This window comes from Streptomyces sp. NBC_01216 (assembly GCF_035994945.1).
Classification (GTDB): Bacteria; Actinomycetota; Actinomycetes; order Streptomycetales; family Streptomycetaceae; genus Streptomyces.
Window position 1 is genome coordinate 3,833,699 of the sequence record NZ_CP108677.1, and the last position, 24,840, is coordinate 3,858,538.

Annotated in this window: 23 protein-coding genes and 1 tRNA gene; 10 read left to right on the forward strand and 14 right to left on the reverse strand. The window is 70.1% G+C overall.

What is annotated here, in order from left to right:
- Positions 1–111: 111 nt before the first annotated feature.
- The 4 genes from OG393_RS16925 to OG393_RS16940 all read left to right on the forward strand — a co-directional run bounded on the left by OG393_RS16925 (position 112) and on the right by OG393_RS16940 (position 4,676).
- On the forward strand, positions 112–1,383 hold the full coding sequence (locus OG393_RS16925) for an aspartate kinase (protein WP_327375484.1): 1,272 nt from the start codon (positions 112–114) through the stop codon (positions 1,381–1,383).
- Positions 1,380–2,468, forward strand: a complete 1,089-nt coding sequence (locus OG393_RS16930) for an aspartate-semialdehyde dehydrogenase (RefSeq protein ID WP_327375485.1) — start codon at positions 1,380–1,382, stop codon at positions 2,466–2,468. The genes OG393_RS16925 and OG393_RS16930 overlap by 4 nt, the downstream gene beginning before the upstream one ends.
- A gap of 412 nt (positions 2,469–2,880) precedes the next feature.
- A complete protein-coding gene (locus OG393_RS16935) occupies positions 2,881–3,468 on the forward strand; it encodes a SigE family RNA polymerase sigma factor (protein WP_327378460.1) in 588 nt (195 codons plus the stop codon).
- Entirely contained in the window at positions 3,465–4,676 is a 1,212-nt protein-coding gene (locus OG393_RS16940; RefSeq protein ID WP_327375486.1) for a hypothetical protein, read from the forward strand. Before OG393_RS16935 ends, OG393_RS16940 begins: the two co-directional genes overlap by 4 nt.
- 152 nt (positions 4,677–4,828) lie before the next feature.
- Here the strand turns inward: OG393_RS16940 and OG393_RS16945 are convergent, their stop codons facing one another.
- Both OG393_RS16945 and OG393_RS16950 read right to left on the reverse strand, forming a co-directional pair.
- A complete protein-coding gene (locus tag OG393_RS16945; RefSeq protein ID WP_327375487.1) occupies positions 4,829–5,569 on the reverse strand; it encodes an SURF1 family protein in 741 nt (246 codons plus the stop codon).
- A 22-nt stretch (positions 5,570–5,591) separates the two neighbouring features.
- Positions 5,592–7,427 carry a S9 family peptidase gene (locus OG393_RS16950; protein WP_327375488.1) on the reverse strand — a complete coding sequence of 612 codons (1,836 nt, stop codon included), beginning with the start codon at positions 7,425–7,427 and terminating at the stop codon, positions 5,592–5,594.
- Between the two features lie 84 nt (positions 7,428–7,511).
- Between OG393_RS16950 and OG393_RS16955 the strand changes: the two genes are divergently transcribed.
- On the forward strand, positions 7,512–8,183 hold the full coding sequence (locus OG393_RS16955) for a recombinase family protein (protein ID WP_327375489.1): 672 nt from the start codon (positions 7,512–7,514) through the stop codon (positions 8,181–8,183).
- 267 nt (positions 8,184–8,450) lie between these two features.
- Positions 8,451–9,458, forward strand: coding sequence for a YdcF family protein (locus OG393_RS16960; RefSeq protein ID WP_327375490.1), 1,008 nt, complete (start codon positions 8,451–8,453; stop codon positions 9,456–9,458).
- Between the two features lie 519 nt (positions 9,459–9,977).
- On the opposite strand, the gene OG393_RS16965 is transcribed toward OG393_RS16960, so the two are convergent.
- The 8 genes from OG393_RS16965 to OG393_RS17000 all read right to left on the reverse strand — a co-directional run bounded on the left by OG393_RS16965 (position 9,978) and on the right by OG393_RS17000 (position 16,830).
- A complete protein-coding gene (locus OG393_RS16965; RefSeq protein WP_327375491.1) occupies positions 9,978–11,147 on the reverse strand; it encodes a serine/threonine-protein kinase in 1,170 nt (389 codons plus the stop codon).
- Between the two features lie 548 nt (positions 11,148–11,695).
- Positions 11,696–12,034, reverse strand: coding sequence for a MerR family transcriptional regulator (locus OG393_RS16970; RefSeq protein WP_327375492.1), 339 nt, complete (start codon positions 12,032–12,034; stop codon positions 11,696–11,698).
- Between the two features lie 742 nt (positions 12,035–12,776).
- Positions 12,777–13,079, reverse strand: coding sequence for an SCO5918 family protein (locus OG393_RS16975; RefSeq protein WP_327375493.1), 303 nt, complete (start codon positions 13,077–13,079; stop codon positions 12,777–12,779).
- A 49-nt stretch (positions 13,080–13,128) separates the two neighbouring features.
- Complete coding sequence (locus OG393_RS16980; RefSeq protein ID WP_327375494.1) at positions 13,129–13,530, reverse strand: hypothetical protein; 402 nt, start codon at positions 13,528–13,530, stop codon at positions 13,129–13,131.
- Between the two features lie 43 nt (positions 13,531–13,573).
- Positions 13,574–15,082 carry a DEAD/DEAH box helicase gene (locus OG393_RS16985; RefSeq protein WP_327375495.1) on the reverse strand — a complete coding sequence of 503 codons (1,509 nt, stop codon included), beginning with the start codon at positions 15,080–15,082 and terminating at the stop codon, positions 13,574–13,576.
- A gap of 246 nt (positions 15,083–15,328) precedes the next feature.
- The gene (locus OG393_RS16990) at positions 15,329–15,532 is read right to left on the reverse strand and encodes a cold-shock protein (RefSeq protein WP_327375496.1); all 204 of its coding nucleotides are present in this window, start codon (positions 15,530–15,532) and stop codon (positions 15,329–15,331) included.
- Positions 15,533–16,124: 592 nt separating this feature from the next.
- Positions 16,125–16,322: a hypothetical protein gene (locus OG393_RS16995; protein ID WP_327375497.1), complete on the reverse strand. Its 198-nt coding sequence runs from the start codon at positions 16,320–16,322 to the stop codon at positions 16,125–16,127.
- Between the two features lie 4 nt (positions 16,323–16,326).
- Positions 16,327–16,830, reverse strand: a complete 504-nt coding sequence (locus tag OG393_RS17000) for a DUF5994 family protein (RefSeq protein ID WP_327375498.1) — start codon at positions 16,828–16,830, stop codon at positions 16,327–16,329.
- Between the two features lie 279 nt (positions 16,831–17,109).
- Between OG393_RS17000 and OG393_RS17005 the strand changes: the two genes are divergently transcribed.
- From OG393_RS17005 to OG393_RS17015, 3 genes are read left to right on the forward strand one after another with little or no spacing between them, the layout of a single operon-like run.
- Complete coding sequence (locus OG393_RS17005) at positions 17,110–17,604, forward strand: DUF5994 family protein (protein ID WP_327375499.1); 495 nt, start codon at positions 17,110–17,112, stop codon at positions 17,602–17,604.
- Positions 17,601–17,957 carry a PRC-barrel domain-containing protein gene (locus OG393_RS17010; RefSeq protein WP_327375500.1) on the forward strand — a complete coding sequence of 119 codons (357 nt, stop codon included), beginning with the start codon at positions 17,601–17,603 and terminating at the stop codon, positions 17,955–17,957. Before OG393_RS17005 ends, OG393_RS17010 begins: the two co-directional genes overlap by 4 nt.
- A 30-nt stretch (positions 17,958–17,987) precedes the next feature.
- Positions 17,988–18,158, forward strand: a complete 171-nt coding sequence (locus OG393_RS17015; protein ID WP_327375501.1) for a hypothetical protein — start codon at positions 17,988–17,990, stop codon at positions 18,156–18,158.
- A gap of 70 nt (positions 18,159–18,228) precedes the next feature.
- Here OG393_RS17015 and OG393_RS17020 read toward each other — a convergent pair whose 3' ends face one another.
- From OG393_RS17020 to OG393_RS17030, 3 genes are all read right to left on the reverse strand, one after another.
- Positions 18,229–19,470 (reverse strand): PP2C family protein-serine/threonine phosphatase, encoded by a 1,242-nt coding sequence (locus tag OG393_RS17020; RefSeq protein ID WP_327375502.1) that lies wholly within the window; start codon positions 19,468–19,470, stop codon positions 18,229–18,231.
- A gap of 802 nt (positions 19,471–20,272) precedes the next feature.
- Positions 20,273–20,346: transfer RNA gene (locus OG393_RS17025), tRNA-Pro, on the reverse strand.
- Between the two features lie 352 nt (positions 20,347–20,698).
- The gene (locus tag OG393_RS17030) at positions 20,699–21,637 is read right to left on the reverse strand and encodes a metallophosphoesterase (RefSeq protein WP_327375503.1); all 939 of its coding nucleotides are present in this window, start codon (positions 21,635–21,637) and stop codon (positions 20,699–20,701) included.
- A gap of 99 nt (positions 21,638–21,736) precedes the next feature.
- Between OG393_RS17030 and OG393_RS17035 the strand changes: the two genes are divergently transcribed.
- A complete protein-coding gene (locus OG393_RS17035) occupies positions 21,737–22,201 on the forward strand; it encodes a GatB/YqeY domain-containing protein (RefSeq protein ID WP_327375504.1) in 465 nt (154 codons plus the stop codon).
- 163 nt (positions 22,202–22,364) lie between these two features.
- On the opposite strand, the gene OG393_RS17040 is transcribed toward OG393_RS17035, so the two are convergent.
- The gene (locus tag OG393_RS17040; protein ID WP_327375505.1) at positions 22,365–24,623 is read right to left on the reverse strand and encodes a transglycosylase domain-containing protein; all 2,259 of its coding nucleotides are present in this window, start codon (positions 24,621–24,623) and stop codon (positions 22,365–22,367) included.
- Between the last annotated feature and the right edge of the window lie 217 nt (positions 24,624–24,840).

A 24,840-nucleotide genomic window follows, 5' to 3' on the forward strand; every position in this document is an offset into this window, starting at 1 on the left:
CCTCCGAGCAGCTCGTCTCAGGATGCGATATCCGGAGGGTGAATTCGGGCCGCTCGTTAGACTGAGCCGACCGCAGGGATGGCTGCGGCAGACACCGAGCGAGGAGCGCACGTGGGCCTTGTCGTGCAGAAGTACGGAGGCTCCTCCGTTGCGGATGCCGAAGGCATCAAGCGCGTCGCCAAGCGAATCGTGGACGCCAAGAAGAACGGCCACCAGGTGGTCGTCGTGGTTTCCGCGATGGGCGACACGACGGACGAGTTGATCGATCTCGCCGAGCAGGTATCCCCGATTCCTGCCGGACGCGAATTCGACATGCTGTTGACCGCCGGGGAGCGGATCTCCATGGCCCTGCTGGCCATGGCGATCAAGAAACTGGGCCACGAGGCGCAGTCGTTCACGGGCAGCCAGGCCGGTGTGATCACGGACTCGGTCCACAACAAGGCGCGCATCATCGACGTCACGCCTGGCCGGATCCGTACCGCCCTCGACGAGGGCAACATCGCCATCGTCGCGGGCTTCCAGGGCGTGTCCCAGGACAAGAAGGACATCACCACGCTGGGCCGCGGCGGTTCGGACACCACCGCCGTCGCCCTCGCCGCAGCGCTCGACGCCGAGGTCTGTGAGATCTACACGGACGTCGACGGCGTCTTCACGGCCGACCCGCGCGTGGTGAAGAAGGCGAAGAAGATCGAGTGGATCTCCTTCGAGGACATGCTGGAGCTCGCCGCCTCCGGCTCCAAGGTGCTGCTGCACCGGTGCGTCGAGTACGCACGCCGCTACAACATCCCGATCCACGTCCGCTCGTCCTTCTCGGGACTGCAGGGGACCTGGGTCAGCAACGAACCGCAAGGGGACCGCAAGGTGGAGCAGGCCATCATCTCCGGTGTCGCCCACGACACCTCCGAGGCGAAGATCACCGTCGTCGGAGTTCCGGACAAGCCGGGCGAGGCCGCGGCCATCTTCCGGGCCGTCGCGGACGCCGAGATCAACATCGACATGATCGTGCAGAACGTGTCCGCCGCCTCCACCGGCCTGACGGACATCTCCTTCACCCTTCCCAAGGCCGAGGGCCGCAAGGCCATCGAAGCCCTCGAGAAGGCGAAGGCCGCGATCGGCTTCGACTCGCTTCGCTACGACGACCAGATCGGCAAGATCTCGCTGGTCGGCGCCGGGATGAAGACCAACCCGGGCGTCACCGCCGCCTTCTTCCAGGCGCTGTCCGACGCGGGCGTGAACATCGAGCTGATCTCCACCTCCGAGATCCGCATCTCGGTCGTCACCCGCGCCGACGACGTCAACGAAGCCGTGACGGCCGTGCACACCGCCTTCGGGCTCGACAGCGACTCCGACGAGGCCGTTGTCTATGGCGGAACCGGCCGGTGACCTCGCCGCGCCGCAAGCCGACGCTCGCGGTCGTGGGAGCGACCGGGGCCGTCGGAGCGGTGATGCTCCAGATGCTGTCGCAGCACGCCGACGTCTGGGGCGAGATACGACTCGTCGCCTCCCCGCGCTCAGCCGGCCGCAAGCTGGCCGTCCGCGGGGAGGAGTGCGAGGTCCTCGCGCTGAGCGAGGACGTACTGGAAGGGGCCGACCTCGCCCTCTTCCTTGCGCCCGAGGACATCGCCGCGCGGTGGGCGCCGGTCGCCGCGGCCAAGGGCGCGGTGGTCGTGGACACCTCCGCGGCCTTCCGGGCGGACCCCGACGTGCCGCTGGTGGTGCCCGAGGTCAATCCGCACGCCGTCCGCATGAGGCCGCGCGGGATCGTCGCGAGCCCGGGATGCTCCACGCTGGCGCTTATCGTCGCCGTGGGCGCCCTGCACGCCGAGTTCGGGGTCAGCGAGCTGGTGGTGACCGCCCAGCAGGCCGCGAGCGGGGTAGGGCAGGCGGGTGTCGCCGCCCTGCGGGAGCAACTGGCGCTGGTCGCCGGCACCGACCTCGGAAACTCCCCCGGGGACGTCCGGCGCGCCGTCGGCGACGGCACCGGTCCCTTCCCGGGGCCCGTCGCCCTGAACGTGCTGCCCTGGTCCGGGGACCTGATGGCGGACGGCTGGTCGTCCGAGGAACTGCGCATCCGCGAGGAGACCCGCAGGATCCTCGGCATGCCCGCGCTGCCGGTCGCGGCGACCTGCGTCCGGGTACCGGTCGTCACCGGGCACTCCGTCTCCGTACACGCGCGCTTCGAGCATCCCGTCACGGTCGAGCGCGCCCACGAGATCCTGGCCACCTCGCCGGGTGTGGTGCTGTACGACGATCCGGCCTCGGGGGACTTTCCCACGCCCGCCGACATCGTGGGCACGGACCCCACCTGGGTGGGCCGGGTGCGGCGTTCCCTGGACGACGAGCGTTCGCTGGAGTTCTTCGTGTGCGGGGACAACCTGCGCAAGGGCGCGGCGCTCAACGCCGTCCAGATCGCGGAGACGATCATCCGTCCGGAGCGTCCCGAGCGTCCGGAAATCGGCGTCGGCTGACCGGTCGTCTTTGTAGGATCTGTGAACACCTTGTGATCGATTCGGCCACGGAACGCCCTTGAACTGGGATGATGTCGTGCTCGACGATGCTCTTCGGGCGTACCGCAACCAGCAGTCGGTCGGGGTGCGTCTCCGCGTGCGCCTGTGGTGTGCCACAAATCATGCTGTGAAAACGGGGTATTGGGGAAAAACGGGTGCGCATGAGGGCGATTTGCACACCGTCGAAAACGGTGGCGTACGCGTACAACCCTGACGGGGGGAAACGTGTCCAACAGGCGTGGCAGAGGTACTCGAGATCGCAGCGGTCGTCCCGCTCCGCGGGACGCCGATCATCCCCGTGCGGGGCACGGTCGTGGCTCCCGTCCGGAGCGCCGCGGCGCGTCCGCTCAGGCGGCCGCGCCCAAACGGCGGCATGCCGGTGATCGCGCCCATGCCCGCCAGAGCGCACGCGACCGCGGTGAACGGCATTCCCTCGCCGCGCGAGAGCGCTGAGGACGGCATGGCCGCCGGCACCACCGTCGACCATCTGACCGAGACCTACCGGGCCCACTACCGTTCCCTGCTGGGGCTCGCGGCGTTGCTCCTCGACGACACGGCCTCCTGCGAGGACGTGGTCCAGGAGGCGTTCATCCGCGTGCACTCCGCGCGGAACCGGGTGCGGGAGCCGGAGAAGACCCTCGCCTATCTGCGGCAGACCGTCGTCAACCTGTCGCGTTCCGCGCTTCGCCGTCGCATCCTCGGGCTCAAACTGCTGTCCAAGCCCATGCCGGACATGGCGAGCGCGGAGGAGGGCGCTTACGACCAGCTGGAGCGTGACGCCCTGATCAAGGCGATGAGGGGGCTCCAGCGGCGTCAGCGCGAGGTCCTGGTCCTGCGCTACTTCGCCGATATGACGGAGGCGCAGGTCGCGGAGGCCCTCGGCATATCGCTGGGATCGGTGAAGGCGTACGGCTCGCGGGGCATCGCGGCGCTGCGCGTCGTGATGGAGGCACAGGCATGAGCCCCGGAGAGGTGCCCGGTGACCCGCTCGGCAACGGGGACGCCGGCGGTAGGAACGGGCTGCCCCACGGCGGTACGCACGGGCCGCGCCACGGCGGCCGAGACAGCATGGGACACGGTGTGAACGACGGGCCCGGCGAGGCGCAGGCCGACAGCGGCCTCGGGCGCGACCGCCTCTTCCGAGATGTCCCCGGTGGTGCCGGAGGGGCCGACGAGGCGGAGCTGCGGAGGCTCCTCCAGGGCGCCGTCGCCGACCTCGTGCCCTCGGAGGATGCGCTCGACCATCTGCTCCGGGCGGTGCCCGCACGGCGCGCCCGCAAACGCCAGGCCGTCGTCGGCATCGCCGCCGCGGTGGTGCTGCTGGGCACGGCCGTCCCGGCGTTCGTCCACGTCGCCAACTCCGGCGCGGCCGTCGACGACCACTCCGTCAACGCGGGCCACGGCGAGCAGGCCCAAGGCGGTACCGGCTCCGAGACCGGAGTCGAGGGCGGTGAGCAGGGCGGGGACACGCCGGCCGGCTCCGGCGCAACCCGCCAGGGCGAAGCCCAGGGCGGCGGTACGTCGCAGGAGCCCGGGACCGGCGAGACGGAGGGCGCGGGCACCGACGCGACTCCCTCGGCCGACCCGCTTCCGGTGAAGGCACCGGTGTGTGGCGCGGGACAGCTGGGCGTCAGCTCGGTGCAGTCGGGTGCGCCCGACGCGTCGGGCAAGGTGTACGGCACCTTCCGTATCGCCAACATCTCCGAGAAGGACTGTGTGGTCGGCGGTGCGGGCCGGGTCTCCTTCGAGGCCCGGGGGGCGGCGGATCCGGCCAGGATCACTGTGGTCGCCCATGCGGCCGGGGACGCCGCGAGCGGTCTGCCCGATCCGTCGCAGGAGTCGCCCGCCCTGGTGCTCCAGCCGCAGAACGCCTACGAGGTCAGATTCGCCTGGATCCCCACCGAGACCTGCCCGACCACGAGCCCGCCACCCACCCCGACCGCACCGGCGGAGAGCGGCGGGGCGTCGGGAGGCGCCACCGGGTCGACGGGCGCGGGACAGTCGGCGAACGGCACCGAACCCCAGCTCGGCGCCGCGGACGGGACACCGGCGAACGGCAGCGTCGCGGTCAGCCACACGGCGGAGCCGGGCGGCCCGGCCGCCGCGGCGACGATCACCAACGCCTGCGCGGGCACGATCTACCGGACGGGCGTCCTGGACGCCTCCTGACCCCACGCCGTACGGGCCGGGGGCGGGGTGTGGGGCCGGGCGAGACACCCGTGCGACGGCGGCCGACCTACGGCGTGGCGCCCCGGGCGACCTCCCCGGGGAACGACGGACACCGCTCAGAGCCTGTCGGCCGAAGGCCACCCGACAGGCGCTCAGAGGCCGAGTGCGGCGTCCTTCGACGCCTCCACCTCGCGGCGCAGGAAGCGGAACCACATGAAGGCCACGAAGCCGGCGAAGACGAACCACTCCGCGGTGTAGCCGAGGTTCTGGAATGCCTTCAGATCCAGCGACGTGCCCGCCGCGGCAGCAGCCGGGACCGGGGTCAGCCCCTCCGGCGCGTCGGTGACGGTGACCCAGGCGTCGTAGATTTCGTCAGGGACGAGGTTGACCAGCGCTCCCGCGCTGATCATGCCGAGCTGGCCCTCCGGCAGCCCGCCCGCCGCGTCGACCCCCTTGGTGCCCACGGTCTCGGACGCCTGCAGGGCGCCCTCCACCGTGACCTCACCGGACGGCGGGGCAGGGACCTCCGCCCCGGACGGCAGCCAGCCGCGTACCACCGGCAGCGTCTTGCCGCCGTCCGTCCTGAGCAGCGTCAGCACGTAGCTTCCGGTGCGGCCGTCCAGCTGTCGGCCCGGCACCAGGAACTGCTCCCCGTAGCGGCCGCTCGCCCGCGCGCGCCGGCCCGAGGTCTCCTTGTCCACCGGCAGCAGCGAGTCCAGCGGCTCCGCCTTCAGCGTGCCCGGCCCGGGGGCCCGCTCCGCCTCCCGGTGGGAGTCGACGCGTTCCTCGAACTTCCCCAGCTGCCAGCTCCCCATGAACACGCAGAACGGGATCGCCAGCAGGACGAAGACATGGAGTCCCCACCAGCGGGGCGTTCTCAGGAACCGGTACACCCCTCCACGGTACGCAGCCGCGTCACCCCCCGGCCGGCCGGGTCCCCAGGTGGCGCGCGGCGAAGTCCAGCTCCAGACGCACCTGCCTGATCCTCTCCTCCACCACCAGGGAGCCGTGCCCCGCGTCGTACCGGTACACCTCGTGCACCGCGCCCCGGGCCGCGAGCCGGTCGACGTACACGTCGATCTGGCGGATCGGGCAGCGCGGATCATTGACGCCCGCCGAGATGTAGACCGGGGCCGTCACCTTGTCGACGTACGTCAGCGGGGACGAGACCTCGAAACGCTCCGGCACCTCCTGCGGCGAGCCGCCGAAGAGCGTCCGGTCCAGCGCCTTGAGCGCCTCCATCTCGTCCTCGTACGCCGTCACGTAGTCGGCGACGGGAACGGCGGCGAGGCCCACCGACCAGGAGTCCGGCTGCGTACCGAGCCCCAGGAGCGTCAGATAGCCGCCCCAGGACCCGCCCGACAGGACCAGCTTCGCCGGGTCCGCCAGGCCGGACGCGACCGCCCACGCGCGAACCGCGGCCACGTCCTCCAGCTCGATCAGGCCGATCCGGTGCTTCAGCGCGTCCGTCCACTCCCGCCCGTAGCCGGTCGAGCCGCGGTAGTTGACCCGGACCACCGCGTAGCCGTGGTCCAGCCAGGCCGCGGGTCCCGACGCGAAGGCGTCGCTGTCGTGCCAGGCCGGCCCGCCGTGGACCTCGAAGACGGTCGGGAAGGGCCCCTCGCCCTCCGCGGGCCGCTGCACCAGAGCGTGGACCCGGCCACCGGGCCCCTCCACCCACACGTCCTCCACCGGCACGGACCGCGGAGCCCTCGCACCCGGAGCGTCGAGCACGACCCCGCCCGTCGTGGAGCGCACCGCAGGCGGCTCGGCGGCCGAGGACCACAGGTACTCCACGGAGCCGTCCGGACGCGCCGTCGCCTCCGACACCGAGCCGGCCGGGGTCTCCACCCGCACCAGCGCCCCCGTCGCGATGTCGTAGCGCCACAGCTCACTGCGTGCCTCGAAGCTGTGCACGATCAGCAGGCCCGAGCCGTCCGGATACCACTCGGCCGACACGTCACCCGGAAGATCGAGCCGCAGATCGGTCTCCTCGCCCGTCGCCACGTCCCACAGCAGCGGCTCCCAGCGCCCCCGACGCTGGTGGCCGACGAGCAGCCGGGTGTCCCCGTCCACCGGGGCGAATCCCAGCACCGCCAGGCCCAGCTCCTCGGTACCGCCCCGGGTGTCGTCGAGTTCGGCGAGTACCGAGGAGTCCCCGGCCCGCAGCACCCGCAGGGCCGCGTGCATGGCGTCGCCGTGCTCGGTGTGCTCGATCGCGATCAGCGTCGCGTCGTGCGAGAGGTCACCGACCCCCGCCGACTCCCGGTGGCGGTATATCTCGACGGGCTCCGAGCCCTTCCGCACGAGATGGACCGTCGACCCCTCCTCGTCCGTCGACCGGCCCACCACCAGCGTGCCGTCCCGGCCGATGGCGAGCCCCGCCGGATAGGAGGGTGCGAGGCCGGGCACCGCTGTCTCGTCCGGGCCCCCCTCGAAGGGCTGCCGCATCCACACCCCGAACTCGTCCCCATCCGACGGCAAGTCTGGAACGGAGGAGCCCATGCCGTCGCGGAACCACCAGATCCGCTCTCCATCGGGGGAGAGCGTCCCGTCCGTGGTGCCGTTCGGCCGGTCTGTGACCTGCCGGGTGTGACCGGTCACCCGGTCCCACGCGTACAGCTCGTACTTGCCGGTCGCGTTCGAGACGAACAACGCGCGGTCGGGGGCTTCCTCCGCCCACTCGGGCAGGGAGACGCGCGGGGCGCGGAATCGCTGCTCCCAGACGGGCATGGGCTCTGTGTCACTCATGCCCCTATGTAACCCGATCGGCGCATGGTCGTTTACGGATCACCGGATGGTTCCATGCCGCGCTTCCCATTCGCTTCGGCTCTAGTGCAGAACGACGGCGACTCCACGTACGCGATCGCAGAGGACTTCAACAGGCGCGGCGTCATGACGTGGTCCGACCATCTTCGGTCGGTCAAGGGCAAGCCGGCACAGGGGATCCTTTGGAAGCCCGCCACCATCGCCCGCGTCATCCAGAACCCCGTCTGCGTCGGATACCAGACCTACAACGGGCAGATCTGGGAGACCGAGGAGGGGGAGCCGAGCGTCATCGCGGACAGGCCGATCCTGAAGCTCGGCGAGTGGGAGGCGGCGAACAAGGCGTCGCCTCGCGCACGCGGGTGGAGAAGGTCCGCCGCCGGGAGACCGCGTGCCTGCTCACCGGTACCGCCATCTGCGGTCACTGTGGAAGCCGGATGGTGTGTCAGCACACGACCAAACCCTGAAGACACCCGGACGTACCGCGATAACCGGTGCACAGCCAAGAACCGCTCTGTCGCCTGCACTTCACAGGCGGGTGTCGGCGAGACCGAATTGGAGTCCGTCTTCGCCGACGCACTCATGGACGCCATCGGCCATGCCCCGGAGATGGTCAAGTCGGTGGACCTCGGAGAAGACCACACGGCGGAGCTGGAGCAGAAGCGCGTACGGCTCAACAAGTTGGAGACCTTCCCAGAAGCCGCGTCCGTCTTCGTCACCACGCTGACCACCGCAGCATGACCGCAGACCGGCTCTGAGAGCCCTTCCAGCCCAGAACTATGAATCAGCCCTGGCCCCATGATGCTCCGGTCCGCCGACATTCCGTCGGCATCGTCCGCAGCCTGTGGACAACCTCCGGCGCGCGACATCACCCGGCACCGGCCACCGGCCGTTCCCGCGCTCCTGCCGCGCCCCCCCCGCCCGCCGGCGCCGCGCGAAACGGAACGACGGCCGGACGCACACGGAAACCCGCGGCCCGGTGTCGGAGGCGCCACCTACGATGACGGCATGCTCGCTTTCGCGGTGGCCGCCTTGTTTCTGCTGCTCTTCGGGATCGGCGTGCTGCGCGACCGGCGGCGTTTCGGCAACGCCGTGTATCTCGGACTCGCCGTCACCTTCCTCGGCATCGGCCTGCTCGCCGGCGTCGACAGCGCCCCGCCGGGTGTCGCGACGACGGTGATCGTCGTCGTGCTGCTCGTGCTCGGACTCGGACCGGTCGTGCTCGCCGGACTGCTGTGCGCGAACGGCGTACAGATGGTCCGCAAGGAGGGCGGCCGGCCGGCCAACCTGCTGTCGCTGCTCGCCGGTCTGCTCATCCTGGGCATGCTGGCGTTGATGGCCGTCGCCCTCGTCACACGGTCGAAGGCCCTGGGCATCGCCGTCGGCACGGGCATCGCGGTCCTCGCCTACGTCTCCTTCCTCTTCCTCTGCTTCGTCGGGTACGCCTTCCTCTACGGTCGGATGGGCGTACGGCGCGACGCGTCTTTCGTCGTCGTCCTGGGGGCCGGCCTGGTCGGCGGCCGGCTCGTCTCGCCGCTCCTCGCGAGCAGACTGGACCGCGGCCGCCGCATCTACGAAGCGCTCGAAGCGCGCGCAGGGGTGGTGCCGTTGCTGATCACCTCCGGCGGCCAAGGCCCGGACGAGGAGGTTCCGGAATCCCACGCGATGGCGGACTACCTCGTCGAGCGCGGCTTCCCGGGGGACCGGATCGTGCGGGAGGAACGCTCCCGGAACACCGAGGAGAACCTGGTCTTCAGCAAGGAACTGATGGACGCGCACGCCCCGGAAGCCGGATGCGTGATCGTCACCAACGACTTCCACGCCTTCCGAGCCGCCCTGACGGCTCGCCGGACCGGGGTGGACGGCCAGGTGGTGGGCTCGCCGACCGCCGCCTATTTCTGGCCGAGCGCGACCATGCGCGAGTTCGCCGCGGTGTTCCTGTACTACCGGAAGGTCAACCTCGGGATCTGTCTGATCCTGGTGCTGCTGGGGGTGGCGGCGGGGCTGGCCGGCTGAGGGCGGGACCAGCGGCCCGGTTCCGTACGACGGTGACGGCGACGGCCGTGGCCAGCGCGGCGGCACCGAGGGCCAGGGCTACGGCGGAGGGCCCGGAGTCGTTGACGAGCTCGGAGTGGGGGCCCGGATGGCCGCCTCCAGGGCGCGCCCCGGAATGCTCCCCGGCCGGCGCGGGCGAGGAACTCCGGCCGACTGCCGAGGTGCCGCCGGCGAGGACGAGCGCAGCGGCGGCGGGCAGGACGACGACCCGGGCTATCTGCTGTGTGCGCATGCCTCCAGAGGAACGGACCACGGCTCCCCGAGCCACCCGGGGGACCCCGTTCGGGTCCTCGCGACGGCCGCGACGGAGCTGACCCGATCCGCGACGGTACGGGGAACGCCGGCGTCGCCTGGCCACCCGGTTCCACCCGGGTGTACCGGTTTCGGCCACCTGGCACCCGGCGGAGTCGCTCGGCACGGCGCCCGACGGGCTCTCAGGCGGCCTTCGCCTCGACGGGCGAACGTTCCCGGATGCGGTATTCAGGGGGCGGTGGACGTCTGGCCGGGGTCGGGCGTACCGGCAGAACTGTCCTCCGGCGCGAGCCACGACATGCCGATGAGCAGGAAGACCACGAAGGTGATGCCACCGGCCACCGCGGCCGTCTTGCGCGGACGTCGCCGCGAGAGCTCCGCCAGCCCGCCGTCCGGGCGCCGGGCTTGCCGCCGTACCGGGGCCCGCGTCCGCCCCGCCCCCGCCGACCCGCCGCGCGGACCGGCCGAGGCCACGGTGGGGGGAGGCTGGGCGTGATCCGAGGTGCGCGCCCCCGCCGACCGGTGCGACGAAGGTCCCTGCGCGGGTGCCGGGGGTGCCGTCCGCGGCGCGGGCGCCGGCAGCGGGTGCTCGCGCCAGGCACCCGAGCCGAACCACTCCGTGATCGCCTGCGCGGCGGGCCGTCGCTCGGGCTGTTTCGCCAACAGCGTGAGCAGATACGTCTCGAACGCGTGCGGCAACCCCACCCCGAGCTGTCGGGGCGGAGCGGGTGGCGTGTCGATGTGCTGGTAGAGCAGCGCGGTGGCGGTGTCACCCTGGAACGGAGGCCGACCGGTGAGGAGTTGGTACAGGACGCAGCCGAGCGAGTACACGTCGGAGGCGGAGGAGGCGGGTTGCCCGAGCGCCCGCTCCGGGGCGAGGTACAAGCCGGTGCCGACGATCTGGCCGGTGGTGGTGAGCGCCGCCGACGGGTCGTCGACGAAGCGGGCTATCCCGAAGTCGGCCAGTTTCACCGTGCCGTCCACGTCGAGCAGCAGGTTGCCCGGTTTGATGTCCCGGTGGACGACTCCCTGGCGGTGCGCGGCGGCCAGCCCCGCCGCCGCGTGCGCGGCGACCACGGCGACCCGCTCCGGAGGCAGGACGAGGGCCGTCCCGGACTCGCCCGCGAGGCTGGAACCCTCGACCAGCTCCATCACGAGGAACAGTTTCCCGTCCCAAGTGCCGAAGTCGAAGACACCGACCACATGCGGATGACTGAGCCGCGCCGCGGTCTGCGCCTCCAGTCGGAACCGGTCGGCGGCCGAGGGGTCCGTCTCATGACCCAGCATCAACTTCACCGCGACCGGCCGCCCGAGGACCTCGTCGGTCGCCTGCCACACCTCGCCCATGCCGCCCCGCCCGATACACGTGTGCAGCCGATATCGGTCCGCGACCAGCACCTGACACCCAGCCTTTCGACGGTCAGCCAACCTGACAGAGCACCAGAGTAGAGCGCCGTGACCCCCCTCGCCCCGGCGACCGGTCGCCTGCCCAGCCGGGGGTGCCCCGGGAGCCCGTGAGTACCGGCCGTCCGTGCGCCGGCAGGACGCGGTACCGCCATCGGGACCCTCGCCGCCTACCGCGACGCGGTCGACTTCCCGGTGCGGTGGGGTATCCCGCGGTAGACCACCCAGAACCCCTGTCAGCAGTGCCCCATCGACCGGCCGGGCCACCGGCCCGACGGCCCGGCGGTGCGTCACGGCGGACCACGGAAGCAGCACGGACACGGGCAGTCCCGCCCAGTCGAGGGCCCTGTTCGACCTCGGGGAGACCGCTGACTCGTTCACGGCCCGATCGCGGTGCGTCTCCCGCCACCGCACTACGGGTGGGTCGGCGCGATCGCAGCCTCTACGCCCGTGGCGGGCGGCAGGGCGGTGCGGAGAGGTGCGGGTGCGAGCAGGGAGACGCCGCCTGACACGGGGCCGGCCGGCAACCGCCCGCAGCCGCCTCAGTCGGTGGCGTGATGGGGCGGCTGAGCCGCCGCGCGGCGGTACTCGGCGTTGATGCGCTGGGCCTCTTCGAGCTGGTCTTCGAGGATGATGATGCGGCAGGCGGCCTCGATGGGGGTGCCTTGGTCCACGAGCTCGCGGGCGCGCGCCGCGATGCGCAGCTGGTAGCGGGAGTAGCGGCGGTGCCCGCCCTCGGAGCGCAGCGGGGTGATGAGGCGGGCTTCACCGATGGCACGGAGGAAGCCCTGGGTGGTGCCGATCATCTCGGCGGCCCTGCCCATCGTGTAGGCGGGGTAGTCGTCGTCGTCGAGACGGCCGTACGAGTCGCCTGCTGTCATTGGCACCTCTCTCGTGGAACGCATGGAGGGGCCCTGGTGCCGTACGGCACCAGGGCCCTGAAGGAACTACTACACCATCCGCCGGCCCTGATACCGCGCCGGCCTTCCGTATCCGCGGACCCGACCTGGCTGCTGTCGGGTGTGCGGGGATCGTGATTGCCTGACCGGAGACCACCTCGCTCTCGATGTCCTGCGGTACCCGGGCTGGGCACTCGTGCCCGGGCGATCCTGATGGCGCGGCTTCCTCCGTTCTTCCTGAGCGATCAACCATCCGTGTTCTTACTGCGTACCGCGGTGTCGCGTACTGCGGTGCCGCGAACTGCACGGGCGAGTTCGCATCCCGTCATGACCGCGTCCCCGCTCCGGCGGCCCCTGACGACTGCGGGCCACCCGGTCCGGCTGTCAGCCCCGTTGCCGTCCTACGACCACCCTGGCTTCGGGACTCCACCGCCGCACCGTCCTGCGACTACTGCTGCTCCCGGCAGTTCGTGTCTGCCGGCCCTTCGGACTCTCTGGGCTACGAGAGAAAACATAGCTGTGCTGCTCGCTAATATCTAGTCTCGGCGGCATAGATTTTTGTGTGTCCGGTGGTGAGGCAATCGACCTTGGCTTGGGCAGGTGATCGGGCGGACAGGGCGGCCACGCCGGGTTGACCGGGTACGCGAGAGGGCCCGACCGGCGTGTGCCGGTCGGGCCCTCTCGGCCGCGCGGGTGCCCGCTCAGCGTCTTCCGCAGCCCGCGGTCAGACCGCTGCCGGAGTGCCGAGCAACGCGGAGGCGTGCTGGAGGGAGCTGAGGGCGTCGGCGGGCCGGGGAAGGCCGCGGCAGGTGAAGCCGAGCCGGGTCATGGCCCGGAGTACTTCGGCGGCGCTGAAATCGCGCCTGTCCTGCCGGGTGATGACCTGGCCGACCTGCATGGCGGGGTAGGCGCGGCGGCCGATGATCACGGACTCGCCGGTGACCGGCTCGGGCTTGACGCCCTTCATGGAGTCCAGGACTCCGCTCTTGGTGAGGTCGAAGGGGAAGCGGGCGATGACACAACGCACGATGTCTCACAGGGGGAGGAAGGGGAGGGTTCCGCCGCGATCAGGCGGTTCACGCAAGGGCGAGGGGAGGCAGGTCCAGGGCGCCGCCGTGTTCGCTCACGAGGGGCGGTGCCGCGGGGCCGCGGTGGCACACGCCGTACTCGGAGGCCAGGGCGGTGAGCGAGGTGAGTGGCCCGCCGTGGCCGGGGAGGTCGCGCAGCTGGAGCCGGTCCGTGTAGACGGGGCTGTCGCGGACGCCGGTGAGCCGCCCCAGGGTGACGCGACCGGTGAGCTGCCCGTCGTTGTCGGTGACGAGCAGGAGCCTGGTGCGGGCGCTCGCCATGACGGCCAGGGCCACTTCGACGGTCATGTCATCGCCGACCTGCGGTCCGGCCGTGTCCACGGTGTCGGGCTCCGTCCCACACTCGGTCGTGGCCGGAGCCGGGCGGGGCGGCGTCTGGACGGTCGTCACACGTGCCTCCTGGAGAGGGATCGGCGTTCGGATCACGCGGTGCTCAGGCCGCCGCGTCGAAGGCGGACCGACGTCCGCCGACGCGTCGGGCGGCCGAAGCGGGACCGCGTCGGGCACGGGAGGACGTGCCGCGCGTGCGCCGTTCGGCCGGCGGCACGGTGATCGTCACGGGGATGCCGGAGGGGGTACGGGCGCCGGTGATCCGGCTGAGTTCTTCCCCGCCGGAGCGGACCTGGGTGATCTGGGGCACGATGCCGGCGGCCGCCATGAGGCGGCTGATGCCGCGACGCTGGTTGGCGGTGACCAGGGTCACGACGCTGCCGGACGCGCCCGCCCGGGCGGTACGGCCACCGCGATGGAGGTAGTCCTTGTGGTCGGTCGGCGGATCCACGTTCACCACGAGGTCGAGGTCGTCGACGTGGATGCCTCGCGCCGCGACGTTCGTCGCGACCAGGACGGTGACGTGGCCCGTCCTGAACTGGGCGAGGGTGCGGGTGCGCTGCGGCTGTGACTTGCCGCCGTGCAGGGCGGCGGCCCGGACACCGCTGGCGAGGAGGTCCTGGGTGAGGCGGTCCACGGCGTGCTTGGTGTCCAGGAACATGATCACTCGGCCGTCGCGGGCTGCGATCTCCGTCGTCGCCCGGTGCTTGTCGGCACCGTGGACGTGCAGGACGTGGTGTTCCATCGTGGTCACCGCGCCCCGGGAGGGGTCCACGGAGTGGACGACGGGGTCGGCGAGGTAGCGGCGGACCAGGAGATCGACGTTGCGGTCCAGGGTGGCGGAGAACAGCATGCGCTGGCCCCCGGGACGGACCTGGTCCAGGAGCGCGGTGACCTGAGGCATGAAGCCCATGTCGGCCATCTGGTCGGCTTCGTCGAGGACGGTGATCGCGACCTGGTCCAGCAAGCAGTCACCGCGGTCGATGAGGTCCTTCAGTCGGCCGGGGGTGGCCACGACGACTTCTGCTCCCCCGCGCAGTGCTTTCGCCTGCCGGCCGATCGGCATGCCGCCGACCACGGTGGCGAGGCGCAGCTTCACGGGGCGGGCGTAGGGGGTGAGCGCTTCGGTGACCTGCTGCGCCAGTTCCCGGGTGGGGACCAGGACCAGTGCCAGCGGCTGACGCGGCTCGGCGCGCTGCCCGGCGGTGCGGGCCAGCAGGGCGAGGCCGAAAGCGAGGGTCTTTCCCGAGCCGGTCCGGCCGCGGCCCAGGACGTCACGGCCCGCCAGGGAGTTCGGCAGGGTCGCCCCCTGGATGGGGAACGGGACGGACACGCCCTGCGAGGCGAGCGCGGCCAGCAAGGTCTTCGGCATGTCGAGGTCGGCGAACGTCTCGACCGCGGGGAGAGCCGGGGTGGTCGTCTCCGGCAGGGTGAACTCCCCCTGCGCGGTGGGACGTCGGCCGTGACCGCCGGAGCGAGCCGGAGCTCCCGAACGGCTCGGCGCGGGCGACCCGAAACGACCGCCCCGGGCCGAGCCGCTGGATGAACCGTTCGCGTGGCCGCCGTTGCGGCGGGTACGGGTGGAGCGGCTGTTCGTGCGTGTGGATTCCATGCAGAACCTTCCTTGACACGGCGCGTATCGAGGAACTCCGGCAGCTGAGGAAAAGTGCTGGGAATCACAGGCACGGGCCGAACGAAATGCAAAAGGAGTGGCTTCACCCAAGGCGAAGGAATATGGGCTCGATTGGGTGAGCGAAAAGGTGTGGCGATTCAGGTTTATCGGGAACCTGTGAAACGAATGCAGCTGGGGCCCGCACCCCGAGGGATGCGGGCCCCAGCTACGAATTACGCGCCGGTGTCAGGCGGAAACGATGTTCTCGGCCGTCGGGCCCTTCTGGCCCTGCGCGATGTCGAAGGTGACCTTCTGGCCTTCCTGGAGCTCGCGGAAGCCCTGGGCGGCGATGTTCGAGAAGTGGGCGAACACGTCAGCGCCGCCACCGTCCTGCTCGATGAAGCCGAAACCCTTTTCCGCGTTGAACCACTTCACGGTGCCAGTAGCCATGTCATATCTCCTTTGGGCAGTACATCGGAATCCGTACGGTACGGACGCCGTGTCGCCGCGATGATGCCCTGCCCGGAAATGACCGGAAATGCAAAACGCTTCCCTGTGACACGAGGTCGGCGGGATGCGCCTGAAGCTTTTGGGTACCAAAACTGCAACTGGTTCCGACAGTAGCATGCCTCCGCAGTCCGTGTGCGTCGGATATTTCCCCCTGTGTGTTGCCGACAGAAAGCCTCCGAGCGGGGGTCGCTAAATCCTCAGATCGCGAGCACAGGTATTCGCGTGCTTCGAATGCCTCTTAGGTGTCCTCGCAGTCCTGGACGCACCGGTCACCATGGCGACACACACCGACGTACCGGCCGGTGCCGAGTTCGAGACGTTCGCGTTTCCCGGCCGCGTTCTCGGGATGAATCTCGCGCGCGAGAAGGCAGCAGCAGCAACAGGCGGCGGCATGACCTCGGGTGCGCCGGCCCCACCGGCCTCATGGCGAGTGTCGTCACAACGGCCCCGGCGCATTCACTCCGCCGAGGCCGCCCTTCCGGATCGTCACACGTGAGAGTGCTCGATCCACGTTCAATTGTACGACTGGGGCTCATGCGGGCCGAGCGCGCGACGCTTGCCCTGTCGGTGTGGGGTGGCTGTGACCGGGAGGCCGACGAATGGGCGGGAAGGCGGCGCCGTAGTGGTGGGCGGCGATGCGTGCGTCGTGCTGGGCGTTGAGCCGGTGGATCAGGCGCGTGCCGAGCGCGATCAGCAAGGCGAGGGCGGCGAGCGTGATCAGGGTCTCCACGGGGTCACCTCCGCGGGCGTGCCGGCATGGAGATCATCCGCGCTCCGACGACCGGGTGCCCGAGAGGCGCCGGGGCGGCCCCGCCGGTCGTGGCCTCGTCGGACAACAGGACGCCGGCGGCCAGGACGCCGCCGGGGATGGCTGCGGCCGTCATGAGCCGGGCGGCTGCGGCCGGTTCGGTTTCGGGCGGGATCACCAACAGGTCGCAGCGGCCGACGGTGTAGGAGAGCAGGATCACCTTGTCGGGATCCTGTTCGATGAACCAGCCCACGTGCACGGTGTGCCCGGTGGCAGGAACCTTGTGCGGGACGACGGGCCAGCGGGTGGGGTTCACCGTCATCCGCGTGATGCGCCCGAAGCGGGCCTCAAGCGCGTCGACCAAGGGCGGCAGCTCGGCGGTGAGGTCTCGCGAGCGAGGCCACCACGCGCCGTCCAAGACGCCGGCGAGGGTGGTCTTCGGTGTCAGCGACAGGCGCGCCGGAAGCGAGGGCGCGAGGGTGGCGGTCATGATCGCGAACCCGTCTCCGGGCCGCCCCGCGGGGCGGCCCAGTGTGTTGATCGCCGGAAACGACGTCCGCGTGGGAGCGGGTGTTCGACTTACTCCCGGTACTTTCAGGGTACTCCGCCCAGCGTTCGGATGAGCCGCTCTGACCAGGTGATTTCCCATCCGGCACGCCGTCCGGCCGATGGCGCGGGTATACCACAGGCGTGCGGAGTACTGTATGACCACGGCGGTCTCTCGTCGGCCATGAGGTGTCGGCGGCCCCGCGCAGGCAGGCGGACCACGATGGCCGAATCTGACACTCCCACCCCACGGCAGCTCCTGCCGGACGAGATCCACCGAGCGGTGAATCCGGGCACGGCCCTGCTCCGGCTGCGGACGACGCATTCCCGCGGAGGTGTCCTCGACGGCGCGTGGTGGCCCCGCTCCCGGGACATCGCGACCGAGCTGCCCGCCCTGATCCAGGCGCTCACCGCACACCTCGGCCCCGTCACGCGTGTCGGCCTGGACGCGGACGCCTGGGAGGAGGTCCCGACTCGTGTGGTCGTCGACGACCGGGTCGTGCGTCTCGACTCCTTCCCTGTCGGTGACGACACCGTCCTCATCACCCGTGGCGACAACGACCACTTCGCCCTCCTCGTGGTGCCCCCGGACACGACACCCGACGCGGCACGCGACGCCATGGCCCGTGCGGTCGACGCCGGTAACGTCACCCAGGCCGCCGGGATCCTTGTCGCCACGCTTCCCGGACCAGTGACGGAACACCAGGAGTCGACATGATCCATATGGCGGACATCCGTGAGTGGCGGACCCACGACGTGGTGGACACGAGGGGCCACAGGATTGGCGAGCTGGAGGCGGTCTATGTCGACACCAGCACCGACGAACCGGCCATGGCGACGGTCCGGGTCGGCCTGCCCACCCGCCACCGCCTGGTGTTCGTTCCCCTGGACGGTGCGACCGCGGGGCCGGGCTACGTGAAGGTCGCCCATGACAAGTCGCTGGTGAAACGGTGTCCTTCGGTCGGCACGGACGACGTACTTCCCGCTGGGGACGAGGAGGCGGTCTTCCGGCACTACGACCTCCCCTACCAGTCCGGGGCGAACGGCGAACGGCAGCTGGCCCGCCGCTGAGCTCCCCAACCGAGCTAAGGGGTAGCCCTCATGACACTCTTCCTGACCCTGATCATCATCGCGATTGTGCTGGGCATCATCGGTGCCACCGCCGACGGGCTGGCCTTCCTGCTGGTCGTCGGCATCGTGCTGCTCGTGGCGGACCTCATCTACATCGTCATGCGCATGCGCCGCTCCGCCCGCGCCCGCCCGGTCCGCTGACCTGACGCAGTGTGCGAACCGGTCTGGGCAGCGACGAAGTCGTGTCCTGACTGTGCGGGCGCGCGGGGGCTCAACCGAATGTGGCGAGATGGTCGGCGTTGCCGCCGCGCCACTCGATGAGGAAGATGGTCGCGTCATCGCTGGTGACGCCGCCTCGTTCCTGTTTCAGGGCGTGGGAGAGCGCGCGCACCACCGACCGCACCGCCGTGTAGTCGCGGACGGCTCGGTTGGCGCACTCGATGAGCTGCTCCTCACCGAACTGTTCCCCGCCGGGCTGATGCTCTTCGATCAGACCGTCGGTGAAACACAGCAGCCGGTCCCCGGGCAGCAGCATCCGCTCGCTGACCACCGGCTCCTCGCCGCCGAAACCGACCGGCAGGGTGGTCGGGCTCTCCAGCCGGTCCACCACGGCATGGCCGCGGATCAGCAGCGGAGCCGGGTGACCGGCATTGACCCACTGCAGCCGGCCCGTGGCGACGTTCAGACACATCATCTGCGCGGTGACGAAGTGATCGGGGCCGAACTGCTCGTTGATGGCCCTGTCCATGAACGCGTACACCTGGGACAGACCGGTGTTGGCCCGTCGCGTGTGGCGGTAGGCGCCGATGGCCACCGTCGCCATGGTCGCCGCGTTCAGGCCGTGGCCCATCGCGTCGATCATGGCCACATGAAGGATGTCGCCGTTGAGGGCGTAGTCGAAACTGTCGCCGGCCACGTCGTACGCGGGCTCCAGGATTCCAGCCACTTCAACCTGCGGAACAGTCATCGACAGCGGAGGCAGCAACGACCACTGGATTTCCGCGGCCACGCTCATCGGGGCGCGGCGTCGGGCCTGGAAGAACAGGTCGGTATAGGCGTCTTTGGTGACGATCATGTCGGCTACCAGCCCGGCGAGTCTGCGCAGCAACCTCCGGTCGTCGTCATCGACGCTGTCCAGGGTGACGGCCATCGCCCCGACCTGGTCACTGCCGTCCAGCAGCGGCACAAACATCCGCACGGTGCCGTCCTGCGGTACCTCTACCGTTTCGCAGTTCAGGAACGCCTCCCCGGCGGGAGAGTCCTCGACCGGTTCGGGGTCACCGACCACCAATCCCCGTCCCGGCAGGGGCACCAGCACCATCTGTTCGTAGTCCTGCAAGAGGATCGAGACGTCCCTACCACCGACCCTGGCCACTTCTTCCGCGACGAGCGGGGCGATCAACTGCGGCGGCATCTCGTGAGCCCGGTCCAGCAACAGACCCAGCAACCGCTCACCGAACCCCTCCGACCGGTCCACCCCAGACCTGCCCGGCTTCCGCTCGCCTTCGGACATTGCTGCTCCATCCTTCATCCACTGCGGTCGCGTCCTGGGAAGTGGTGTAAGGGTTCGACCTGATCCAGGGGTTTACTCCGGCGTCGGGGTCAAGCCCCACGCCGGCAGCGCATACGGGTCAATGGTTCGGCCACTGGCCGACGACTGCGACTTCCTGCTGCTCGGTCCACCCGAACGGGAGGTGGACTCGAAGCTTGCGTAGGGATGTGTGGGCAACAAACGTCGTCGTGTTCAGGTCAGAATGGCGGCGGCGGCTCGGAAGGGTTCCGGACGTCGGTCAGCGGATCGCGGTCGCGGTCGCGGGTGAAGTAGAGCTTGTTGGTGCGGAGGGCCACGCAGCGTTGCTGTTTCGGGCTCACCCACCTGCCCGTTCCAATGAAGCGGCAGTGGACCCGGATGTCCTCGGGAGGAGCTGCTCAATGCGCGGGATGTCGAGCGTCATGGTGTTCCGATCGTAGTGAGACGGCCGGCCCTGGTGGGGATACGCCACGGGTGATCAGGCGGAGGGCGGGGATGGTGCCTGGTCGACGGCTTCGTGTCCCTGCTGTCCGACCGGGGCGTCCCTCTTGAGGAGATATCTCGGCTCGTCGGGCACTCTGGGACGGCTGTGACCGAGGAGGTCTACCGGAAGCAGATCCGGCCCGTGATCCAGACCGGCGCCGTGGTCATGGACGGCATTTTCGGCGCTGAGCCGCAGCGACCTTGGACACTCGGGAGCCGGTAGTCACGCACATGGGCAATGCACACGAAAAGGTGAGGCACCTAGGAATGTTCCTAGGTGCCTCACCTGGTGTTTCAGCTGTCGGGGTGGCGGGATTTGAACCCACGACCTCTTCGTCCCGAACGAAGCGCGCTGCCAAGCTGCGCTACACCCCGATGTCGCTGCTCTGTCTTCACTTCGCGGCGACATCGATTACTCTAGCCCACCCGAGCCCGGAGACGAAATCCGGTTTTCGCGGCCTCCGGGCGCCGTCCGGAAGTGGTCGACGGTCACCGGCACCGGGCCCAGGGTGTGGCAGACGGCCCCCAGGACCAGCCCGTTCCGAGGGCGGCCGCCCTGTTCCCCCTCCGTGGGAAGGCGTCCCGTCCCCGGCGTCGGCAGCGGGGCACCCCGGTCAGGGCACGGCGGTGTGAGACCGGTCCCCGGTGGGTGGTTGCGGCGTGCCCGCCGCCGACGTAGGAGGGCGCGGCGCAGAGCCCTGTCGGGTGGCCTTCGCCCGACAGGCGCTCAGGGGTGGGCGGTCAGCGTCAGCAGGGTCGCCTCCGGCGGGCAGGCGAACCGGACGGGAGTGAACCGGTTGGTGCCGCAGCCCGCGGACACGTGCAGGAAGGACGTCCGGTCCGCCACGGTGTGCGTGGACAGGCCCTTCACCCGGTCCGTGTCCAGATCGCAGTTCGTCACCAGTGCCCCGTAGAAGGGGACGCACAGCTGCCCGCCGTGGGTGTGACCCGCCAGGACCAGCTCGTAGCCGTCCGCCGTGAACGCGTCGAGCGAGCGCAGGTAGGGGGCGTGGACCACGCCCACCGTGAAGTCGGCCGAGGCGTCGGGACCGCCGGTCACCCGCTCGTAACGGTCCCGCTTGATGTGGGGGTCGTCGAGGCCGGTGAAGGCGAGATCCAGGCCGTCGAGCCTGAGTCGGCCACGGGTGTTGGTGAGGTTCAGCCAGCCTGCCTCGTCGAAGGCGTCCCGGAGGTCCTCCCACGGGTTGTGCACCGCGCCTTCGACCGGCTTGTTGCCGTTGAGGCCGTGCCTGCCCTGCACCTTCTCCAGGAGGTAGAGGGCGGGGTTGCGCAGCCGCGGTCCGTAGTAGTCGTTGGATCCGAAGACGTACACGCCCGGAAACTCCATCAGCGGGCCCAGCGCGTCCAGCACTTCCGGCACCGCGTCGGTGTCGGAGAGGTTGTCGCCGGTGTTCACGACGAGGTCCGGTCGCAGTCCCGCCAGTGACTGGAGCCAGGCCCGCTTCTTGTGCTGGCCGCACACCATGTGGATGTCGGAGACCTGCAGGACGCGCAGATCGCGCATCCCGCGCGGCAGTACGGGAATCGTCACCCGGCGCAGGCGGAAGGAGCGGGCTTCGAAGCCCGCGGCATAGACCAGTCCGGCGGCGGCTGTCGCCGTGAGACCTGCGGTGATCTTCAAGGGGATTCCGTACCGTGCGCGCATCCCCCCATCGTCGCAGACCGCGGGACGCGGGTCGGGGCAGGAGGGCGTGGCGGGTTAATGCGCGGGCGGGCGTTGCGCGTCACCTGACACACTTGCCCCATGACCACGCTCAAGGCCAAGCTGCAGGACGATCTCAACGCCGCCATCAAGGAGCGCGACGAGCTGCGCTCCTCGACGCTGCGGCTCACCCTCACCGCCATCACGAAGGAGGAGGTCGCGGGCACGACCAAGCGCGAACTCTCCGACGACGAGGTGCAGAAGGTGATCGCCAAGGAGGCGAAGAAGCGCCGCGAGGCCGCGGACGCGTTCGCCCAGGGAGGCCGTGCCGAGTCGGCCGAGCGCGAGAAGGCGGAGGGCGTCGTCCTCGACGCCTACCTGCCGAAGCAGCTCGGTGACGACGAACTGGAGCAGATCGTCGCCGCGGCCGTCGCCGAGGCCGCCGCCGCCGGTGCGGAGGGTCCGCGCGCGATGGGGGCCGTCATGAAGATCGTGAACCCCAAGGTGGCCGGCCAGGCCGAGGGCGGCCGTGTCGCCGCCGCGGTCAAGAAGCTGCTCGCGGGCTGACGCCACGGCTTGACGCCGTGGGCCGGGCGGCTGATCCCGGCCACGGCACCCGGCCCGGCCCGCCGTGACCGCACGGAGCGACCCGGACGCGTTGCGTCGATACGCCGGAGGGCGCCCCCGAATCTCTTGGGGGCGCCCTCCGGCGTATCGCAACGGGGCCGTTCTACCGGCCGCCACCGCCGCCCTGACCGCGGTTGTTCCCACCACCGGCCAGGTCCGGCGGAATGGTGATCCCGGGGAACGGGGTGCCGTCGCCCGGCCGCCCGTCGCCTGGCTTGTCGCCGCCACCGGGCTTGTTCCTGTTCCTGTTCCTGTCCCTGTCCCTGGGCTTCTCCTTGTCCTCCGGCTTCTCGGCGCGGGGGACGGAGACGGGGGCGAAACTCGGGGTCTCGGAGGCTTTCAGCGCTCCGGTCATCGCGATCCGCCAGATCGGGCCGGGGAGGCAACCGCCACAGACCTTGTCGTAGTAGACGCCGCCGATGGTGATGTTGTACATGCCGGTCTTCTCGCCGACGTCGTCACCGACCCACACCGCAGTGGACAGGTTCGGCGTGTACCCGACGAACCAGGCGTCCTTGCGGTCGTTGGTCGTTCCGGTCTTGCCGGCGTTGTCGCGGTCGCTGAGACCGGCCCGTTGGCCGGTGCCGTCCTCGACCACGCCCTTGAGCATCTGGTTGACGGTGTCCGCGGTCCGCTCGCTCATCGCCCGCGAGCACCGCGTCTGCGGGACCTTCAGCTTCTTGCCGTTGGGCGTGGTGATCGACTCGATGGCGATCGGGGTGCAGTACGTGCCGCGGTTGGCGAAGGTGGCGTACACCGAGGCCATGTCGAGCGGGGTGCTCTCCTGGCCGCCGAGGGTGATGGACGGCAGTTCCTTGAGGTCCTTGCCCAGGCTCTGCTCGTAGCCCATCTTCTTCGCCATGTTCACCGTCTCGCACAGACCGGTCATCTGCTCGAGGTGCGCGAAGTAGGTGTTGATGGACTTGCCGAGCGCGCTGGTCATGTCCCAGCTGCCGGCCTCGGACTGCAGCTCGTTCTGCAGGTCCCAGTTGCCGCCTCCGGCGGGTCCGCCCGCGCAGGTGGTGAAGGAGTTCATCGGTACCGAGATCTTCCACGGCGTACTGAAGGACTGTGCCGGGCTCAGCCCCTTCTCCAGCGCCGCGGCGGCCGTGATCGGCTTGAACGTCGAGCCGACCTGGAAGCCGTAGGTGGTGCCGCCCATCCTGCTGCCGACGGCGAGGTTGAGCGTGGTCTGGTGCTGCTTCTGGTCCAGGCCGTACGGACGGGACTGACCCATCGAGAGGATCTTGCCGGTACCTGGCTGTACCTGGACCACCGAGGCGGCGACCTTGTCGTCCTCGTTGATCTTCGCCACAGCGGCCTCGTTGGCCGCCTCCTGCGCGCGTGGGTCGAGGGTGGTCCTGATGGTCAGGCCACCGAGGTTCCACAGCTTCTGGCGCTCCTCGACCGTCTTGCCGAAGACCGGGTCGGTGAGGATGGTCTTGCGGACGTAGTCGCAGAAGAAGCCGGCGCCGTCGACGGCGGTGATGCAGCCGTTCCTGGGCGTCTTCACCTTCAGCTTGACCGGGGTGGCCTTGGCTTTGTCCGCCTCGGCCTGGCTGATGTCCTTGACGTCGGCCAGGCGCTGGAGCACCACGTCGCGGCGCTTCGTGGCTTCCTGGATGTCGTTGACCGGGTCGTAGCGGCTCGGGGACTGGACGAGTCCGGCCATCATGGCCGCCTCCTCCAGCTTCAGGTCCGCGGCCGGCTTGGAGAAGTAGCGCTGGGAAGCCGCCTCGATGCCGTAGGCCTGCTGCCCGAAGAAGGTGATGTTGAGGTAGTTCTCGAGGATCTTCTTCTTCCCGAGCTCCTCCTCGACCTGGATCGCGTACTTCAGTTCGCGTACCTTGCGGCCGATGGTCTGCTGGGTCGCCTGGGCGACCTTCTCCGGGTCGTCGCCCGCCTCCTCGACGAAGACGTTCTTCACGTACTGCTGCGTGAGCGTCGACGCGCCCTGGGCCACGCCGCCCGACTGGGCGTTGCGGTTGATCGCACGCAGGACGCCCTTGAGGTCGACCGCGCCGTGCTCGTAGAAGCGCGAGTCCTCGATCGCGACGATCGCCTTCTGCATGTACGGGGAGATCTTCTCCAGCGGTACTACCTTGCGGTCCCGCGAGTACACGGTGGCGAGGTGACCCCCCGACGAGTCGAGGATGGTCGTGCGCTGACTCAGCGGCGGTGTCTTCAGATTGGACGGGATCTCGTCGAATCCCTCGACGGTGCCTTTCGCCGCCAGCCCCAGTGCTCCGGCCGCGGGCAGCGCGATGCCTGCCAGCACGGCTCCGGAGAGCACACTGACACCGAGGAACTTGGCGGCCTGCTGGGTCCCGGTCAGACCTCCGCCCGAGCGCTTGTTTGCCATGGGGGCAGCCTAATCCGTCGTGCCGGGCGTTCCACGGGAGCGGGGGGTCCCGGAGCGTTCCCGTACCAGACCGTGACATCCGGAGGGGGCGGCCGGCCGAGGCCCGGCGTGACCGGTCTGCCGGCGGGTATGACAAGCGGTGGCGTCAGCCAGGCTCTGAGGGGCCGGGACCGCCGCCTCCGGGGGCGCGCCGGCCGGACGTGACGGCACGGCAGGA